This window comes from Pseudorhodoplanes sinuspersici (assembly GCF_002119765.1).
Classification (GTDB): Bacteria; Pseudomonadota; Alphaproteobacteria; order Rhizobiales; family Xanthobacteraceae; genus Pseudorhodoplanes; species Pseudorhodoplanes sinuspersici.
The window spans coordinates 4,579,937-4,597,207 of the sequence record NZ_CP021112.1 but is presented as its reverse complement, the minus strand read 5'-3'; the positions used below and the strand labels follow the sequence as shown (position 1 = coordinate 4,597,207).

At 60.6% G+C, this 17,271-nt stretch carries 16 protein-coding genes; 4 read left to right on the top strand and 12 right to left on the bottom strand.

Translation table 11 applies throughout. The annotated features are described in order from the left end of the window. Positions 1–1,140: an acyl-CoA dehydrogenase family protein gene (locus CAK95_RS22400; RefSeq protein WP_086089939.1), complete on the bottom strand. Its 1,140-nt coding sequence runs from the start codon at positions 1,138–1,140 to the stop codon at positions 1–3. 105 nt (positions 1,141–1,245) lie between these two features. On the opposite strand from CAK95_RS22400, the gene hemB reads away from it, so the two are divergent. Then, on the top strand, positions 1,246–2,310 hold the full coding sequence (gene hemB, locus CAK95_RS22395; RefSeq protein WP_086089938.1) for a porphobilinogen synthase: 1,065 nt from the start codon (positions 1,246–1,248) through the stop codon (positions 2,308–2,310). Between the two features lie 138 nt (positions 2,311–2,448). On the opposite strand, the gene CAK95_RS22390 is transcribed toward hemB, so the two are convergent. Beyond that, positions 2,449–3,669 carry a threonine ammonia-lyase gene (locus tag CAK95_RS22390; RefSeq protein WP_086089937.1) on the bottom strand — a complete coding sequence of 407 codons (1,221 nt, stop codon included), beginning with the start codon at positions 3,667–3,669 and terminating at the stop codon, positions 2,449–2,451. A 157-nt stretch (positions 3,670–3,826) separates the two neighbouring features. Between CAK95_RS22390 and CAK95_RS22385 the strand changes: the two genes are divergently transcribed. Next, complete coding sequence (locus CAK95_RS22385; protein ID WP_086089936.1) at positions 3,827–4,354, top strand: RDD family protein; 528 nt, start codon at positions 3,827–3,829, stop codon at positions 4,352–4,354. 88 nt (positions 4,355–4,442) lie between these two features. Further along, positions 4,443–5,183: an arginyltransferase gene (locus tag CAK95_RS22380; protein WP_086089935.1), complete on the top strand. Its 741-nt coding sequence runs from the start codon at positions 4,443–4,445 to the stop codon at positions 5,181–5,183. Between the two features lie 71 nt (positions 5,184–5,254). Here the strand turns inward: CAK95_RS22380 and parC are convergent, their stop codons facing one another. Then, positions 5,255–7,507 (bottom strand): DNA topoisomerase IV subunit A, encoded by a 2,253-nt coding sequence (gene parC / locus CAK95_RS22375; RefSeq protein ID WP_086089934.1) that lies wholly within the window; start codon positions 7,505–7,507, stop codon positions 5,255–5,257. 367 nt (positions 7,508–7,874) lie between these two features. On the opposite strand from parC, the gene CAK95_RS22370 reads away from it, so the two are divergent. Further along, the gene (locus tag CAK95_RS22370; protein WP_147413504.1) at positions 7,875–8,117 is read left to right on the top strand and encodes a hypothetical protein; all 243 of its coding nucleotides are present in this window, start codon (positions 7,875–7,877) and stop codon (positions 8,115–8,117) included. A 60-nt stretch (positions 8,118–8,177) separates the two neighbouring features. On the opposite strand, the gene recO is transcribed toward CAK95_RS22370, so the two are convergent. The 9 genes from recO to rpoZ form a co-directional block, all read right to left on the bottom strand. Further along, entirely contained in the window at positions 8,178–8,915 is a 738-nt protein-coding gene (gene recO / locus CAK95_RS22365; protein WP_086089932.1) for a DNA repair protein RecO, read from the bottom strand. Positions 8,916–8,969: 54 nt separating this feature from the next. Next, on the bottom strand, positions 8,970–10,217 hold the full coding sequence (locus tag CAK95_RS22360) for a DUF763 domain-containing protein (RefSeq protein ID WP_086089931.1): 1,248 nt from the start codon (positions 10,215–10,217) through the stop codon (positions 8,970–8,972). 84 nt (positions 10,218–10,301) lie between these two features. Then, a complete protein-coding gene (gene era / locus CAK95_RS22355) occupies positions 10,302–11,237 on the bottom strand; it encodes a GTPase Era (RefSeq protein WP_086089930.1) in 936 nt (311 codons plus the stop codon). Next, positions 11,230–12,111 (bottom strand): ribonuclease III, encoded by an 882-nt coding sequence (gene rnc, locus CAK95_RS22350; RefSeq protein ID WP_086089929.1) that lies wholly within the window; start codon positions 12,109–12,111, stop codon positions 11,230–11,232. The genes era and rnc overlap by 8 nt, the downstream gene beginning before the upstream one ends. Then, positions 12,048–12,800: a signal peptidase I gene (lepB, locus tag CAK95_RS22345; protein WP_086089928.1), complete on the bottom strand. Its 753-nt coding sequence runs from the start codon at positions 12,798–12,800 to the stop codon at positions 12,048–12,050. Before lepB ends, rnc begins: the two co-directional genes overlap by 64 nt. Before the next feature lie 126 nt (positions 12,801–12,926). After that, on the bottom strand, positions 12,927–13,334 hold the full coding sequence (gene acpS / locus CAK95_RS22340) for a holo-ACP synthase (protein ID WP_086089927.1): 408 nt from the start codon (positions 13,332–13,334) through the stop codon (positions 12,927–12,929). 142 nt (positions 13,335–13,476) lie between these two features. Further along, positions 13,477–14,250: a pyridoxine 5'-phosphate synthase gene (locus tag CAK95_RS22335; RefSeq protein WP_086089926.1), complete on the bottom strand. Its 774-nt coding sequence runs from the start codon at positions 14,248–14,250 to the stop codon at positions 13,477–13,479. Beyond that, the gene (locus CAK95_RS22330) at positions 14,243–16,537 is read right to left on the bottom strand and encodes a RelA/SpoT family protein (RefSeq protein ID WP_086089925.1); all 2,295 of its coding nucleotides are present in this window, start codon (positions 16,535–16,537) and stop codon (positions 14,243–14,245) included. Before CAK95_RS22330 ends, CAK95_RS22335 begins: the two co-directional genes overlap by 8 nt. Positions 16,538–16,716: 179 nt before the next feature. Then, positions 16,717–17,103: a DNA-directed RNA polymerase subunit omega gene (gene rpoZ / locus CAK95_RS22325; protein ID WP_086089924.1), complete on the bottom strand. Its 387-nt coding sequence runs from the start codon at positions 17,101–17,103 to the stop codon at positions 16,717–16,719. Between the last annotated feature and the right edge of the window lie 168 nt (positions 17,104–17,271).

The following is a 17,271-nucleotide window of genomic DNA, read 5'->3' as shown; positions in this document are numbered from 1 at the left end:
TTAATTCCCAATCAGGTCGCGGCTGACAATCAGGCGCATGATTTCGTTGGTGCCTTCGAGGATCTGGTGTACGCGCACATCGCGCATCACACGCTCAATCGGATGATCGCGCAGATAACCATAGCCACCATGCAGTTGCAGGCAGCCATTGACGGCTTCGAATCCGGCATCGGTCGCGAACCGCTTTGCCATTGCCGCTAGCCGCGTCGCGCCTGGTTCGCCCTGGCTGACGGCATGCGCCGCGCGCCACAACATCAGCCGCGCGGCCTCGATCTCGGTCGCATAATCGGCGATGCGAAAGCGCAACGCCTGAAATTCCGACAAGCGCGTCCCGAATTGCTTGCGGTCGCGCATATACTCGATCGTGCGATCGAGACAGAATTGCGCACCGCCGATCGAACAAGCCGCGATGTTGAGCCGGCCGCCATCGAGCCCCATCATTGCGATCTTAAAGCCGTCGCCCTCCCGGCCAATCAGATTGGCGACTGGCACGCGGCAATTCTCAAGGATTACCATCGCCGTCGGCTGCGATTTCCAGCCGAGCTTCTTCTCCGGCGCACCGAACGACAGGCCAGGGGTATCCTTCTCGACGATGATGCAGGAAATTCCCTTCGCTCCCGCGCCGCCTGTCCGCACCATGCAAAGATACACGTCCGACGTGCCGCCGCCGGAAATGAAAGCCTTGGCTCCGTCAATGACGTAAGTGTCGCCATCGCGGCGAGCTCGGGTTACGAGGCTTGCCGCATCCGAGCCGGCGCCGGGTTCGGTCAGGCAATAGCTCGCGAAATGCTCCATGCTGCAAAGCTTCGGCAGTACGCGCTGGCGCTGATCCTCGTTGCCGAAGGTATCGATCATCCACGCCGCCATGTTGTGGATGGAAATATACGCGGCGGTCGACGTACAGCCCTGCGCGAGTTCCTCGAAGATGATTGCCGCATCCAATCGCGACAACGAGGAGCCCCCGACATCGTCGCGAACGTAAATGCCGCCAAACCCAAGAGCGGCGGCGTCACGCAGCGTATCGACCGGAAAAATCTCGTTTTCGTCCCATTCGCGGGCGAACGGCATCATCTGCTCGCGCGCGAATTGCCGGGCGGTGGCCTGAAAGGCGCGCTGGTCCTCGGACAGATCGAAATCCATGTTGAACCGATAAATTCAGCATGGGTCCGCGTCAATCTGCGGCGCCGGTCGGTAGCGGCCGGGTGTGGGAACCGCTACATAGGCTAGATAACGGAGTCTCTCACCATGGCGATCAAGTACGGCCGTCCGCTTGAAAGCAAAACCCGTGTCGTACCGGTCGATGCCCCGCCCCCGGGGGACTTTCCGCTCGACTTGTCGCACCGGCCCCGGCGGTTGCGCCGCACCGAATGGCTGCGCCGCATGGTGCGCGAGAACGTGCTGACGCCCGCAGACCTGATCTGGCCGATGTTCGTGGTGGACGGCAAAGCCGCGCGAACGCCCGTCTCGTCCATGCCAGGCGTCGATCGCCTGTCGATCGATGAAGCGGTTCGCGAGGTTGAACGCGCGGCGAAACTGACGATCCCGTGCGTGGCTATTTTTCCCTACACCGATCCTGGCCTCCGCGACGAAACCGGAAGCGAAGCCACCAATCCGGACAACCTTGTCTGCCGTGCCGTCCGCGCTATCAAGGCGGCTGTCCCCGAAGTCGGTGTCCTCTGCGATGTCGCGCTCGATCCCTTTACCAGTCATGGTCACGACGGTCTGTTGCGGGACGATGTAATCCTCAACGACGAAACGGTCGATGTGCTGACTCAGCAGGCGCTGGTGCAGGCGGAAGCTGGCTGCGACATCATCGCACCGTCCGACATGATGGACGGGCGCGTCGGTGCCATCCGGCTCGCGCTTGACGATGCCGGCCATCAGAACGTCGCCATCATGGCCTATGCCGCAAAATATGCATCGGCATTCTATGGTCCGTTCCGCGATGCTGTGGGGTCGTCCAAGACGTTGACCGGCGACAAGCGCACCTATCAGATGGATTACGCCAATTCCGACGAGGCCTTGCGTGAGGTCGGCCTCGATCTCGAGGAAGGCGCCGACATGGTGATGGTCAAGCCCGGCTTGCCCTATCTCGACATCGTCCGGCGCGTGAAAGAGGAATTCGGCGTGCCGACGTTCGCCTATCAGGTCTCTGGCGAATATTCGATGATCTCAGCCGCCGTTCAGAATGGCTGGCTCGACGGCGACAAGACGGTGCTTGAAAGCCTGTATGCATTCAAGCGTGCCGGCGCCGATGGCATCCTGACCTATTTCGCGCCGAAGGTCGCGGAGATATTGCGATCTTCCTGATGCATCGCTATTCGACTGAACCGGCTTTGTTGCTCGCTCGTTCCCGCGAAGGCGGGGACCCAGCAAAAAGACTCTGGATTCCCACTTTCGCGGGAATGAGCGGGGAGAGCGAGCCTTGATCACATCGATTGTATCTTATCACTCCTTCACATCCCCACCCTGCAAGCGCACCGGGTGATAACCATCCTCGGCCATGGCCGTAAGAATCTCTTCGGCATGGGCGCGATCCCGTGTTTCGACCGTTACGTCAAGCCGCGCGCCCTTGGCCGGCACGTCGAGGAACAGCCGCTTGTGATCAACTTCGAGGATATTGGCGCCGAGATGACCGAGACGGCTTGCGATCAGGCCAAGGATGCCGGGCCGGTCTGGAATCGTGAGGCGGAATGAGACGATCTGTTCGCCGCGCTCCAGCTCGCGGACCATAATTGACGCAAGGATGCGCGGGTCGATATTGCCGCCGCAGAGAACAAGCCCAACCCGCTTGCCGCGGAAGCGTTCCGGATCCTTTAGCATCGCCGCAAGGCCGGCAGCGCCGGCCCCTTCGGCCATTGTCTTTTGCAGCGTCAGATAAGCATTCACCGCGCGTTCGAGCTGCGACTCGCTGACCAGAATGACATCGGACACAAGCTCGCGGATAATCGGCAATGTCAGCCTGCCGACGTTCTTCACCGCAATGCCTTCCGCCAATGTCGAGCCGCCGATCGGCCGGTCCTGTTTGTGCAAGGCATTCCAGACCGAAGGATAAAGCTCCGCCTCGACACCGACGATATCGATATTCGGATTGATCGCCTTGGCAGCAATGGCGTTGCCGGAGATCAGCCCGCCACCGCCAATCGGGATCACCAGGCAGTCGAGATCAGAGCGATCATCGAGCATTTCGATCGCAATGGTCCCCTGCCCGGCGATGATGCGCGGATCGTCATAAGGGTGAATGAACAGGAGATTGTACTCGGCCTGCAATTCTTCGGCGCGGGCCTGCGCCTCGGCGACCGTCTCGCCGAACAGCACGACGGTTGCGCCATGGGCCTTCGTGGCCGCAACTTTCACCGCCGGCGTCGTCACCGGCATGACGATGGTCGCCGCAATGCCAAGCCGAGCCGCATGATAAGCCACGGCCTGCGCATGATTGCCGGCCGACATGGCGATGACCCCACGCGCCCGCTCGACCGCATTCAATGTCGCAAGCTTGTTGAGGGCGCCGCGCTCCTTGAACGAATTGGTCACCTGAAGGTTTTCGTATTTTACGAAAATCTCGGCGCCCGTGATTTCGGACAGTTTCGGTGCCGGCAGCATCGGCGTGCGAAGCACGCGGCCGGCCAGTATCGTCTGGGCATCCTGGATCTCGTGCAGCGTGACCATTTTTGCGCGTTCGCATCCTCGTGAAACGGAAGTGAATATAGGTCACTTCCCGTTAGCGATCACTTGTACTTAGTGATCGCTCGCACAACGACATCGGCTTCGTCATGTGCTATAATGAAATGGTAGATGGCTGGAGCGCCGAACCGGCAATGATATCATGACGGATGACCAGCAGCGCCTTGGAGTCTCCAACGATCTGAAGCCGCACGCTTACGATCCGGAAACCAACCCGGAATTATTCGACGGCGTGCCCGCGCGGCGGGTGATCGCTTTCCTGATCGATCTCATCATTCTCGCGATCCCGCTCGTCGTCCTCGCCTTGTTCTTTTTCGCGGTCGGAATCGTGACCCTTGGCTTCGGCTTCGTCCTGTTCGGTCTGATGCCGGCCATCGCCGTGGTCTGGGCGCTGTTTTACTATGGCGCGACGCTCGGCGGTCCGCGTTCGGCCACGCTCGGCATGCGCACGATGGATATCGAAATGCGCACCTGGTACGGCTCGCCGGCCTATTTCGTGCTGGGCGCTGTCCACGCCATCGTCTTCTGGGTGACGGTCAGCGTCCTGACTCCCCTGATCCTGCTGGTGTGCTTCTTCAACGCTCGCGGCCGCCTGCTGCATGATTTCCTGGTCGGGACGGTCGTGATCAACAATCCGGCAAGAGCTGGCGCCCTGCGCCCAACCCGGTGACGCTTGTGGACGGCTGCCGCAGGGCAACATTTGACGACAGAGCCCGGACGGGAGAAGATTCGGGTTCGATGACTCGGTTGGGTGGACAGTGACCCAGCATTCGCGCGATACGCCGCAATTCTACCTGACGGCCCCCTCACCCTGCCCCTATCTGGCCGGCAAGGAGGAGCGAAAGGTGTTTACGCACCTTGTGGGTGACCGTGCCCCCGGTCTGAACGACCTCCTCACCCATGGCGGGTTCCGCCGCAGCCAGTCGATCGCCTATCGCCCAGCCTGCGAGACCTGCCGCGCCTGCGTCTCGGTCCGTGTCGTGGCGGACGATTTCGTGCCGACCCGCTCGATGCGCCGGGTCGAGCAGCGCAACGCCGATATCGTCGGCGAAATGCGCTCGGCGGTGCCGAGCTCAGAGCAGTATTCGGTTTTCCGCGCCTATCTCGATTCCCGTCATCGCGACGGCGGCATGGCCGACATGACCGTGCTCGACTACGCGATGATGGTCGAAGACAGCCATGTCGAGACCCGCATGGTGGAATACCGGCTCAAGAACCCGTCATCGACCAGCCGCAACGGGCCGCTGATCGCCGTCGCCCTGACCGATATCCTGAGCGACGGCCTGTCAATGGTCTATTCGTTCTTCGAGCCGGAGGAAGAGGCGCGCTCGCTTGGCACATTGATGATCCTCGATCACATCGCGCGCGCCAAAGAGATGAAGCTGCCTTACGTCTATCTCGGCTATTGGGTGCGCGGCTCGCGCAAGATGGATTACAAGAGCCGTTACCTGCCGCAGGAGCGGCTGATGTCGCAAGGGTGGGTGCGCGCCGAGCTGTAGCGCGCACGCTTTAGCTTAGTTGACGCGTTTTCTTCACGCGAACCGGTATCCACTTCGCTCGAAAACGCGCTCTATCCGATGCTCTTTCCGAACTTGTTGCTGCGCGGGAAGCCTTTCGGCGGCAGGCGGCCGGCATCGGACCGATTGCCGCGCCAATCGGCCAATTCCTTCGTGGTCGTCACATTGGTGCGGCCCGCGGAATCAAACCAGGTCATCCCGTCCTTGGCCGGGAAGGTCATGATGTCCGACAGCTTGCCGTCCTTGTAGCGCTGCAGACGAACGCCGGCACCGCGTGTCATCTCCGGCACCTGGTCGAGCGGGAAAATCAGCAGCTTGCGATTTTCGCCAATCACCGCAACCTGATCGCCCTCGATCAGCGTGATCGCTACCGCAGCGTCGGGCGCCTTGATATTCATCACCTGCTTGCCCTTGCGCGTGTTGGCGAGACACTCGTCCTCCGGAACGATGAAGCCTTTGCCCTCCGCCGAAGCAACGAGGAATTTGCGGCCGCCCTGGAACTTGAAGGCCGCGACGATCGACGCCTCACCTTCGAGATCGATGAACAACCGCACCGGCTCGCCATGCCCTCGACCGCCGGGAAGTTTGGATGCATCGATGGTGTAGAACTTGCCGTTGCTGGCAAAGAACACGCATTTCGAAGTCGTTTCCGCCGGGAAAGCGAATTGCAGTGAATCGTCCGACTTGAAAGCAACGCCGGACAGATCGGTGACGTGGCCGCGCAGTGCGCGCACCCAGCCTTTTTCCGACACGACGACGGTGACCGGTTCGCGTTCGACCAGAATTTCTGCCAGTTCCTGTTCGACATCCTGCACCTGACCGAAGCTCGTGCGGCGCTTGCCGAGCGCGGTTTTCGGACCGAAAGTCTCGCGCACGTTCCTGATCTCGCCGGCAACAGTCTTCCATTGCTCCGGCTCGGAGGCGAGCAGCGATTTCAGCTTCTTGCGCTCGTCGCGCAGAGCCTTGTCCTCGCCGCGGATTTCCATCTCCTCGAGCTTGCGCAAGTTGCGCAAACGCATGTTGAGAATGGCGTCGGCCTGAACCTCGGTCAGTGTAAAGGTCTTGATCAGGACGGGCTTGGGCTCGTCCTCGGTCCGGATGATCTTGATCACCTTGTCGAGATTCAAATAGGCGATCAGATAGCCGCCAAGCACTTCCAGCCGATGCTCGATCGCATCCAGCCGGAACTGCGACCGGCGCACCAGTACATCGCGGCGATGATCCAGCCATTCACGCAAGGCTTCGGCGAGGCCGATGACGCGCGGGATGCGGCCCTTGACGAGCACGTTCATGTTCAAGGGAATGCGGCTTTCCAGCTCGCTCACCTTGAACAGCGACTCCATCAACAATACCGGGTCGACCGTTCGCGTTTTCGGCTCGATGACGATGCGCACGTCCGATGTCGATTCATCGCGGATGTCGCCGACCAGCGGCAGTTTGCGCTCGTTCAGCAATTCGGCGATGCGTTCGATCAGCCGGGACTTCTGGACCAACCACGGGATTTCGGTGACCACGATCTGATAGGAACCACGGCCGCCATCCTCCTTGGCCCAGCGCGCGCGGATACGGAAACCGCCACGACCCGTCGTATAGGCCTCGGCAATCGCCTCCCTGCTGTCGACCACGATGCCGCCGGTCGGGAAATCCGGACCCGGCACGTATTTCAGCAGCGTCTTGGAACGCGCATTGGGATTGTCGATCAGGAACAGGGCTGCGTCACAAAGTTCGGCCGCGTTATGCGGCGGGATCGACGTCGCCATGCCGACCGCGATGCCCTGTGAACCATTGGCCAGGAGGTTTGGAAACGCGCCCGGCAGCACCACGGGCTCTTCCGACAAGCCGTCATAGTTCGGACGGAAGTCGACGGCGTTCTCGTTGATCCCCTCGAGCAGGAGTCGCGCGACCTCGGTCATGCGCGCTTCGGTGTAACGATAGGCGGCGGCATTATCGCCGTCGATATTGCCGAAATTCCCCTGCCCGTCGATCAGCGGATAACGTGAGGAGAAATCCTGCGCCAAGCGCACCAGCGCGTCGTAAATGGCTTGGTCGCCATGCGGATGGAAATTACCCATCACGTCGCCGACGATCTTCGCCGACTTCTTTGGCGTCGAGCCCGGATCGAGCCGCAGCAGGTTCATGCCGTAGAGAATGCGGCGGTGAACGGGCTTCAGCCCGTCCCGCGCATCCGGCAATGCCCGATGCATGATGGTCGAGAGGGCATAGGCGAGATAGCGCTCTTCCAGCGCATCCCGCAGCCCGATCTCCTGAATGTCCTTGTCCGACGGGGGAATCACTCGTGTAGCCATGGCGTTGGGTACTCCGCAGAAAGCCAATGAACAAGCCATGAACGCCCGCGGTCACGGCAATTCGCCGCAAACCGGCTCTCGTCGCCAGGACAGACCAGACCAGATCGCTCTTCCGGTCTGGCAGCGGCCATCTCAATTTTGTCCGGCCGCGCGCATCGTCACGCATGATTTATCGGCAGAGGTTCCAAAGTCACAGGAACCTGCTGTTTTTCGTGGTAGCTTTGTAACGTGGCCGCATAGGGACCGTCGGCGGCTGGGTGGCTTTGACTGAACTCGTTTCCGAACAAGATCCGGCACGAGATTTTCCATCGACTGAAAAGACGCAGCGTCCGTTGCGTCTTCAAAGGTGCATATGGAGATCAAAGTTATGAGAAAGGTTCTTATCGCGCTCGCTGTCGCAGTCGGCATCGGGGCAATTGGCTCTGCGGCCGTTGCCGCGCCGGCCAGTACGCCGAGTACAGGCACATCGCTCGATGTTCAGGGGCTTTTCACGCCCGCGCAATATTACGGCGGTTATGGCTACCGTTATCGCCCCCGCTGCTATTATGTCCGCCGCTGCTCAGGGTATTATCCCTATCAGCGTTGTTGGCGGGAACGCATCTGCCACTGATCGCATCCGTTTGATCGCCCAAATTCGGAAGGCCGGTCTTCAGGGACCGGCCTTTTGCTTTTACGCGGCATCTGGAAGTGTACGGCGTACGGCCTGGATGAAATGCGCCCGCGCGTCCGGCAGCGTCACACCACGCGGTTCAAGGACGTGACGGGCCAGGAAGAACCCGGTCAGCTTGAAACCATCATCGATATCCTTGGCACTGACCGGCCCCTCGTAGTCGCTGTTGATGTAGGCCGGCAGTACCAGCATGCGGTCACGCCACGGCTCGCCAGCCCCGCGCGACACCGCCCGCCCCGATTTCGGAGAAACATAAATCAGATCCGATGATGTGCCGGTCGCCGCGCACGAGTCCAGATCAAGACCGAAGCCCAACTCGGACAACATCAGCACTTCAAATCGCACGATAAGCGCTGCAGCGAGTGCCGCATCGGCTAGATGCTCGACGATGACTTCAAGGCTATCGAAAACAATCTCGTGCGGATCGCGTTCCGGCAACAGCCGTGCCAATGCGGCAAGATGCGTGACGGCGAACACAGCATGCGGATCGGAGAACAAGCCTCCGGCCCGCAGCGCCAGCCCTTCGACCGTGTAGCTGCCAAGATGATCATCAAGCCGAGCGCGCCAGTCGGCGCGCACCAGATTGCCCGGCTGCAGAACCGGCCGCATGCGTGTCCCTGCCCCACCTCGTACAAGGCCGAGATGGCGCCCATGCGCGCGCGTCATCAATTCGAGGATGGCGCTCGCCTCGCCATGCCGCTTGATGCCAAGGACAAATCCGTCGTCAGTCCAGTGCATGCGATGACATGATCCGATCCGGGTGGCTTTGTCGAGCCGCGTTGTCTTTCAGCATCAGCCCCGCCGCACCTTTCCGGTTTTGACCAGGTCTTCTTCCCAGCCAAAGACCGACCGTCCGCCCAACGACGCCGACACATGTCGCTCGCCGGCGATAAAGGCTTCAAACGATGGGCCTGTTGCCGTGCTTTCAAGCTGACGCGCCTGATCGTCGAGGCGCCTGACCGCTTGCATCTCCTCCTCGCGCCCGAGTTTTGCTTTCCGGACAGCGGATTTCAGAACGCGGATCGTCTCGTCATAGACCTTGATCGGCACCGGATAAGGATGACGGTCCTTGCCGCCATGGGCGAGCGAGAACCGCGCCGGATCGCGAAAGCGATAGGGCGTGCCGTGAACCACTTCGGCAACCATCGCCAGCGACTGCACAGTGCGCGCGCCGACGCCCGGCGTTAGCAGCAGGTCCGGAAAATCGACCGGCCCCCGTTCGGCGGCAGCCGCCAGCGTTCCATGCAGACGGCGCGTGAATACATCGCTTGACCGCACGTCATGGTGCGCCGGCATGATCAGATGCGGCAGCAACGGCTGCGCCTGCGGCTCTTCGATGAGGCCGGCATATTCGCGGACGATGCCATCGGGCCCGAGGGCGTCGAGAAGATCGAGCTGCGCCGAGCGCGATCGTTCGGCGCGCTTGTCGGTGAGATTGACAATCTCGCCCTGGCTTGGGCCATCGATGGCGCTGTGCGGCTCGTCGACAAAGCTCGTCAGATTCTCCGAATGCCAATGGTAGCGGCGCGCCTGGCGTTTGTCGCCGTTCATGCCCTGCTGCACGACCGTCCATTTCCCGTCATCGGTCACGAAGAAGCCGTGCAGATAAAGATCGAAACCGTCCTGCACGGCGGCGCTATCAACTTTCGCGACCAGCCGGCTCGCACGCGTCAAAGCCTGTCCGTCGAAACCGATACGCTCGCCAAGTGATGTCAGCTCTTCCGGTGTGCGGCGCGAATGCTTGCCGCGTCCGCCGCAGACATGGATGCCCAACTCTCCCTGCAACGGCCCAAGGCCGCGTTTCAGTGCCCCGATCACGCTCGTCGTGATGCCGGATGAATGCCAGTCCATGCCCATGACGGCGCCGAAAGACTGGAACCAGAAGGGATGCGACAGACGCTGCAGAAATTCATCGCGGCCATAGTGGTGCACGATGGCCTGGCAAATGACGGCGCCCAGGCTCGCCATACGCTCCGCCAGCCATGGCGGCACGCGCCCGCCATGCAGGGGAAGATCGGCACTGCCGGTTCGTTTTGCCATCGATGGCCGCGCTTTGCGTCGTCGTCCACTGACGGAGATAGACTGCTTCGCACGAAATACAAACCGGGCAACGAGACCCGGTTGTCAGGTGTCCCCTCTCGGGAACTCCAGGCCCATTTCGCGATATCGCTCGGGATCATCCCCCCAGCCTTCGCGGACTTTGACGAACAGGAACAGGTGCACCGGGCCTTCGATAATGCTTGATATTTCCTTGCGGGCATCGGCGCCGATCGATTTCAGTGTCTGCCCGCCCTTGCCGATGACGATCTTCTTCTGGCTGTCGCGCTCGACATAGATCGTCTGCTCGATGCGTACCGAGCCGTCCTTCATCTCTTTCCAGAGTTCGGTTTCGACCGTCGATTGATACGGCAGCTCCTGGTGCAGGCGATGGAACAGCTTCTCACGGGTGATTTCCGCCGCAAGCTGGCGCATCGGCGCATCCGAGATCTGGTCTTCCGGATAATGCCATGGCCCGAGCGGCACTTGCCCGGCAAGCCAGGTCCGCACATCAGCGACGCCGTCGCCGGTCAACGCCGAGATCATGAAAGTGGTCTCAAATTTTGCGCGTTCGTTCAGCGCAGTTGCGAGCGCCAGCAACGCCGGTTTGTCGACCACATCGACCTTGTTCAACAGCAAAAATTTCTTGCCAGACACATCCGGCAGCTTGGACACGATCGCTTCGTTTTCAGCATCGAGTCCCTTGCGCGCGTCAATCAGCAACCCGGTCAGATCAGCGTCATGCGCACCCGACCAGGCGCTGGTGACCATCGCGCGATCGAGCCGGCGCTTCGGCGCGAAAATGCCCGGCGTATCGATGAAGATCAGTTGCGATGCGCCTTCGATGGCGATTCCGCGCACCGGCATGCGCGTCGTCTGCACCTTGTGGCTGACGATCGAGACCTTGCTTTCGACCAGCGCGTTGATCAGCGTCGACTTGCCGGCATTGGGGGCCCCGATCAGCGCGACGAAGCCGCAGCGCGTTTGCGTTTCCGGGGTTGAATGTTCGTTGGACTCAGACATCAGTCCGCACACCTTCGCGTTTCAGCATCGCCTCGGCCGCAGCCTGTTCGGCTGCGCGTTTGGAGCGGCCCTTGCCCTCCGCCGGCTCGCGCTGCGGCAACTGCACGGCCACCTTGAAGACTGGATCGTGGTGCGGGCCGGTGCGCTCCACTTCGCGATAGGTCGGGGTCGGCAGCCCCCGCGCCTGCGCCCATTCCTGCAACACGGTTTTTGGATCGCGCAGCGGCCGCGCCGGTTTCAGCATCCGGTCTGACCAGTAACGCACGACAAGCGCTTTTGCAGCCTTGTAGCCGCCATCGAGGAACACCGCCCCGATCAGCGACTCGCAGACATCGGCCAGGATTGCAATCCGGGTGCGGCCGCCAGCACGGATTTCCGAGGCGCCGAGCCGCAGCGAGGCGCCAAGATCGATGCTGCGGGCGACCTCGGCGCAGCTTTCCCTGCGCACCAGATCGGCCAGACGGCGCGAGAGCTCGCCTTCCTCCGCCTTCGGAAACGCTTCGAAAAGCATTTCCGATACCGCAAGACCCAGAACATGGTCGCCGAGAAATTCAAGTCGTTGGTAGCTGCCGATACGCCCCTGACCTTTCAAGGCCGAGATGTGCGTCAGCGCGCTCTCAAGCAATGCCTGATCGCCGAACCGATAACCGATCGTGGTTTCGAGCGCGGACGCTTTGGGCTTTGCCTTGCGTTTGACCTTGCGCGGCGCGTCCCCGGCATCGACTGAGACAGCCGCTTTCTGCTTGACCGCACCGGCGGCACGGCGTGCGCGCGCCGGTAACTTGGGCGGAGTATCATCCGCCGCGCGGCTCATCGGACGATCTTGAAAATGCGGTCCCAGCGCACGCTCCACGGCCACAGCCAGACTTGCCATGCCCGATCGCCTTCACGGACCGAGAAAAAGATGATCTGTGCGCGGCCGATCAGGTGGCTGAACGGCACGTAACCGACCTGACTGAGCACGCGGCTATCGGTCGAGTTATCGCGATTGTCGCCCATCATAAAATAATGGTCGGCAGGTACGACATATTCCTGCGTGTTGTCGTAGAAGCCGTTGTCCTGCAGATCGAGCGTCGTGTAGCTGACCCCGTTCGGCAAGGTCTCGCGCCAGCGCTTCACACGAATCGCACGATCCGATTCCTCGGTCTCGATGAAATCGTCGATCCGCTCGCGCTTCACCGGCTCGCCATTGATATGCAGAAGACCGTTGATCATCTGGATGCGGTCGCCCGGCAGACCGATCACGCGCTTAATGTAGTCGGTCGAGTCGTCCTTCGGCAGACGAAAAACGACCACATCACCCCGGTCCGGGGGCGATCCGAAAATGCGGCCGTTGAACAGCGGCGGCGATAGCGGGAATGAATATTGGCTGTAGCCGTAGGAATATTTCGACACGAACAGGTAATCGCCGACCAGCAATGTCTCCTTCATTGACCCGGAGGGGATGTTGAAGGGCTGGAACAGGAATGTGCGGATCACCAGGGCGATGATGAGCGCATGGACAATGACGCGGACGGTTTCACCGAATCCGCCTTCCTTCCGCTTGGTGCTGGTCACGCTCATTTAGCCTCTTGTCCGGGAGATAGTGGCAGGCGCGTCCTTGTAGCGGCTGGCCGCGGGCCACGCAACGAAACGACATATTTCCTTTAAGCGGCTGATGCTGTTCATCAAAAGCCAGTGACTGACCGGTCAGTTCGGTTTGAGCGGGACCGCCGAGATGATCACGATGGCCTGCGCCAGCGGATATTCGTCCGTCAGACTGATATCGATCCGGGCTTCGAAGCCGTCCGGGGTGATGTCCTTCAGCCGCGCCAGCGCACCACCTGTCAGCGACATGGTGGGGCGCCCTGACGGCAAATTCACGACGCCCATGTCGCGAAAGAAGACCCCTTTTCGAAAACCGGTCCCCAGCGCCTTTGAGCATGCCTCCTTTGCGGCAAACCGCTTGGCATAGGTATCGATCCTTGTCGCACGCCGTTCGGCCTTAGCCTGCTCGATCGGGGTGAAGATGCGCTGAATGAACCGGTCGCCGTGCCGCTCCAGCACCTTCTCGATGCGGCGGATATTGACGAGATCTGAGCCGAGACCGAGGATCATGCTGCCTTCGCCTTAGATCACGATGATTTTGGATCGAAACGATCCAAAACCATGAACGTGATCGATTCCTTTATAATGGAGCATGATGTTGTCCGAAAACCGTTTCACATCCCGATCAAGTCCGGGACAGGCTTTTTCGGCATCATGCTCCGCGTCCGCGGTCCATCGCACCACGCATGGTTCCGATCGCATTGTCCAGACCGACAAAAACAGCCTCGCCGATCAGGAAATGCCCAATGTTGAGTTCGACGATTTCGGGTAGAGCCGCGATGGTTTCGGCGCTCGCATAATCGAGCCCGTGGCCAGCATGCACTTCGAGGCCAAGACTTTTGGCGAACGCGGCTGACTTCGCCAGCCGTTCGAATTCCTTTGTCGCCACATCTGCATCGCCTTCCAGCAACGCTTCACACCAGGAACCGGTATGCAGTTCGATGACCGGCGCGCCGGCGGCATGAGCGGCTTCGATCTGGCGTTGGTCCGCGGCGATGAACAACGACACGCGGATGCCGGCATCGGACAGCGTTTTTACTGCACTGCCAATGACGTTCTTCTGGCCGGCGGCATCCAGTCCGCCTTCGGTCGTGCGTTCGGCGCGGCGTTCCGGCACAAGGCAGGCTGCGTGCGGTCGTGTGCGCACGGCAATAGCGATCATGTCCTCGGTCGCGGCCATTTCGAAATTCAGCGGCTTGTCGATTTCGGCTTTCAGCCGCGCGATATCCTCATCGCGGATATGCCTGCGGTCTTCGCGCAGATGCGCCGTGATGCCATCGGCTCCGGCCGCCACCGCAAGCTTTGCCGCACGCACCGGATCGGGATGCCGCCCGCCACGGGCGTTGCGGATGGTTGCGACGTGATCGATATTCACGCCGAGGCGAAGGTAAGGTGCTTGCGACACGATCCGTTTCTCGTCATCCATTCACACGTGCGGCACTTGCCACGACAGGTTTGGCACGCAATTGCGCGATGATCGCCGTCAGATGCTTAAGGTCATACACTTCGAGGTCAATCGTCAAAGTCGTGAAATCCGGTGATTGCCGCGTCATATGGATGTTATCGATATTGCCATCGTTTTCGGCGATCACCTGCGCCACTTGTGCCAGCGAACCAGGCTCGTTCACAGACTGCACCACGATCTGGGCTGGAAAACGCTGCGGTTCGCGCTCGTCCATGTCCCATCGCAAATCGAGCCAGGCTTCCGGCCGATCCTCGAACTCTTTCAGCGTCGGCGACTGGATTGGATAAATGGTAATGCCCTCGCCCGGCGTCAGGATTCCGACAATACGGTCGCCCGGCACTGCGCCTCCATTGGGTGCGAACCGCACTGGCAGATCGCTATTGATGCCGCGGACCGGAATGGCGCCGGGAAGATCACCCGCCGGCAGCTTGGCTTTGACCGCCTTGGCACCTCGTAGACCGAACCAGGAGCTATCGCCCTTCGGCGCGGCCAGCGCCGCACGCTCTTCCAGGTAATCGGGATACATGGCGCGGGCCACGTCGGACGCTTTCATTTCGCCACGACCAACGGCTGCCATGACCTCTTCGATTGAAGCGCGGGCAAGACGCGGCAAGGCGCCCTGCAGCTTCTCGTCGGAATATTCCTTCTTGGCGCGATGAAACAATCGATCGACAATTCGTCGGCCCAGGCCGGCATACTGGCTTCGCACGGCGACCCGTGTGGCGCGGCGGATTGAGGCGCGGGCCTTGCCGGTGACGACGATGGACTCCCACGCTGCCGGCGGCGCTTTCTGCGCTTTCGAGGTAATGATCTCGACTTCGTCGCCATTCTGCAGTTCCGACGCCAGCGGCGCGATCTTGCCGTTGATCTTGGCGCCGACGGCCATGTTGCCGACGTCGGTATGGACCGCATAGGCAAAGTCAATCGGCGTTGCATGACGCGGCAGCGCAATCAGCTTTCCCTTCGGCGTAAAGCAGAACACCTGATCGTGGAATAACTCGAGCTTGGTATGTTCGAGAAACTCCTCCGAGCTTGAACCTTCGGAAAGAAGCTCGATCGTTCGACGCAGCCACGCATAAGCGTTGGATTCGCGCGACAGCATCTCGGACGGTGAAACGTTTGCATCCTTGTACAGGGCGTGCGCGGCGATTCCGTATTCGGCAATATCGTCCATCTCCTTGGTGCGGACCTGCAATTCGACGCGCTGCTTGCCAGGACCGACCACGGTCGTATGGATGGAGCGATAATCGTTCTGCTTGGGTGTCGAGATGTAATCCTTGAAACGCCCCGGCACCACCGGCCAGGTTGTGTGAACAACACCAACCGCTTGGTAGCACTCCGCCACCGTGTTCACGATGACGCGGAACGCAAAGATGTCCGACAGTTGTTCGAAGCCGACCGACTTGCGTTCCATCTTGCGCCAGATCGAATAGGCACGCTTCTGGCGGCCTTTGACAGTGGCAGCGATGCCGCGATCGGCAAGTTTGCGCGTGAGCTGCTGCTCGATGTCGATGGTGAGATCCTTGTTACGCAAACCCAGTGTCAGCAGCCGCTCGGTTACGACATTATAGGCGTCCGGATAGAGTTCGCGGAATGAAAGGTCTTCAAGCTCTTCCCGCATCTCCTGCATACCCATACGGCCGGCAAGCGGCGCATAGATATCCAGGGTCTCTTCAGCCATCCGGCGCCGCGTATCCGGCCGAACGTGATGCAGAGTGCGCATGTTGTGCAGACGATCGGCGAGCTTCACTAGCAGCACGCGCACATCGTCAGCGATCGCAAGCAGCAGCTTGCGGAGATTTTCGGCCTGCTTGGCTTCCTTGGTGACGAGGTCGAGCTTCTTCAGCTTGGTGAGACCTTCGACCAGTGCACCGATCTCGGGCCCGAACAGTTCGTCGATTTCCGCCCGTGTCGCCGGCGTATCCTCGATCGTGTCGTGCAGCAGCGCAGCCGTAACAGTGGCATCATCGAGCTGCAGGTCGGTCAGGATCGCCGCGACCTCGAGCGGATGCGAGAAATATGGATCGCCCGATGCGCGCTTTTGCTCGCCATGAGCTTTCATCGCGTAGACATAGGCGCGATTCAGAAGCGCTTCATCCGTATCCGGATTGTAGCGACGGACCCGGTCAACCAGTTCGTATTGCCGCATCATTTGCGGCTTGGCCGGCCGCTTTGGCTTTTCGGTGTCGGACGATGGACGTGCCGCCGCGAGTTCCAGCGGTGCACGAGCACGGGACTGGTTCTGCATGCGGGGCAGTTGTGGGTTAGACCGCGCCATGATCCGCTCCGGCCGGACACCCTTTTGTCCAACCTCCTAAAGAAATGATATCACGGCGTTTGAACGTGGCGGCAAGACCGATCACGAGGGTTAAGAAACAAAAAGGCCCGGCGAGCAAGCCGGGCCTTCTGAAAGAAGCGCGACAGCGCTTATTCCTCTTCCTCCGGCTGAGCTTCCGGCGGCGTCAGACCTTCCAGCCCGCGCAGCAGCTCTTCCTCGCTCATGTGCTCCATCGCAACATCGGTGTCGTCGGCATCGGCCGAACCAGACGTGCCGATCAGCGGCGCTTCTGCTTCAGGCTCGTCGACCTCGACATACTTCTGCAGCGAGTGGATCAGGTCTTCCTTCAGGTCGCCCGGAGAGATCGTCGTTTCGGCGATCTCACGAAGAGCGACGACCGGGTTCTTGTCATTGTCGCGGTCGACAGTGATCTGAGCACCGGACGAAACCATGCGCGCGCGATGGCTGGCGAGCAGCACGAGTTCGAAGCGGTTTTCAACCTTGTCAATGCAATCTTCTACGGTGACACGGGCCATGGGCTCGTCACTCCTTGTATTGCGGGTTATTCACCTGGAAATTAGCGTCGTTGGTACCCGCATGCCCCCGAATCCGCAAGAAGTAATTTACGCTCAAGGACTTGGCTTTTTAACTTGGAGGGCCGATCTGACCCTGTTAACGAGCAAAGTATTAACAACTGTTTGGGA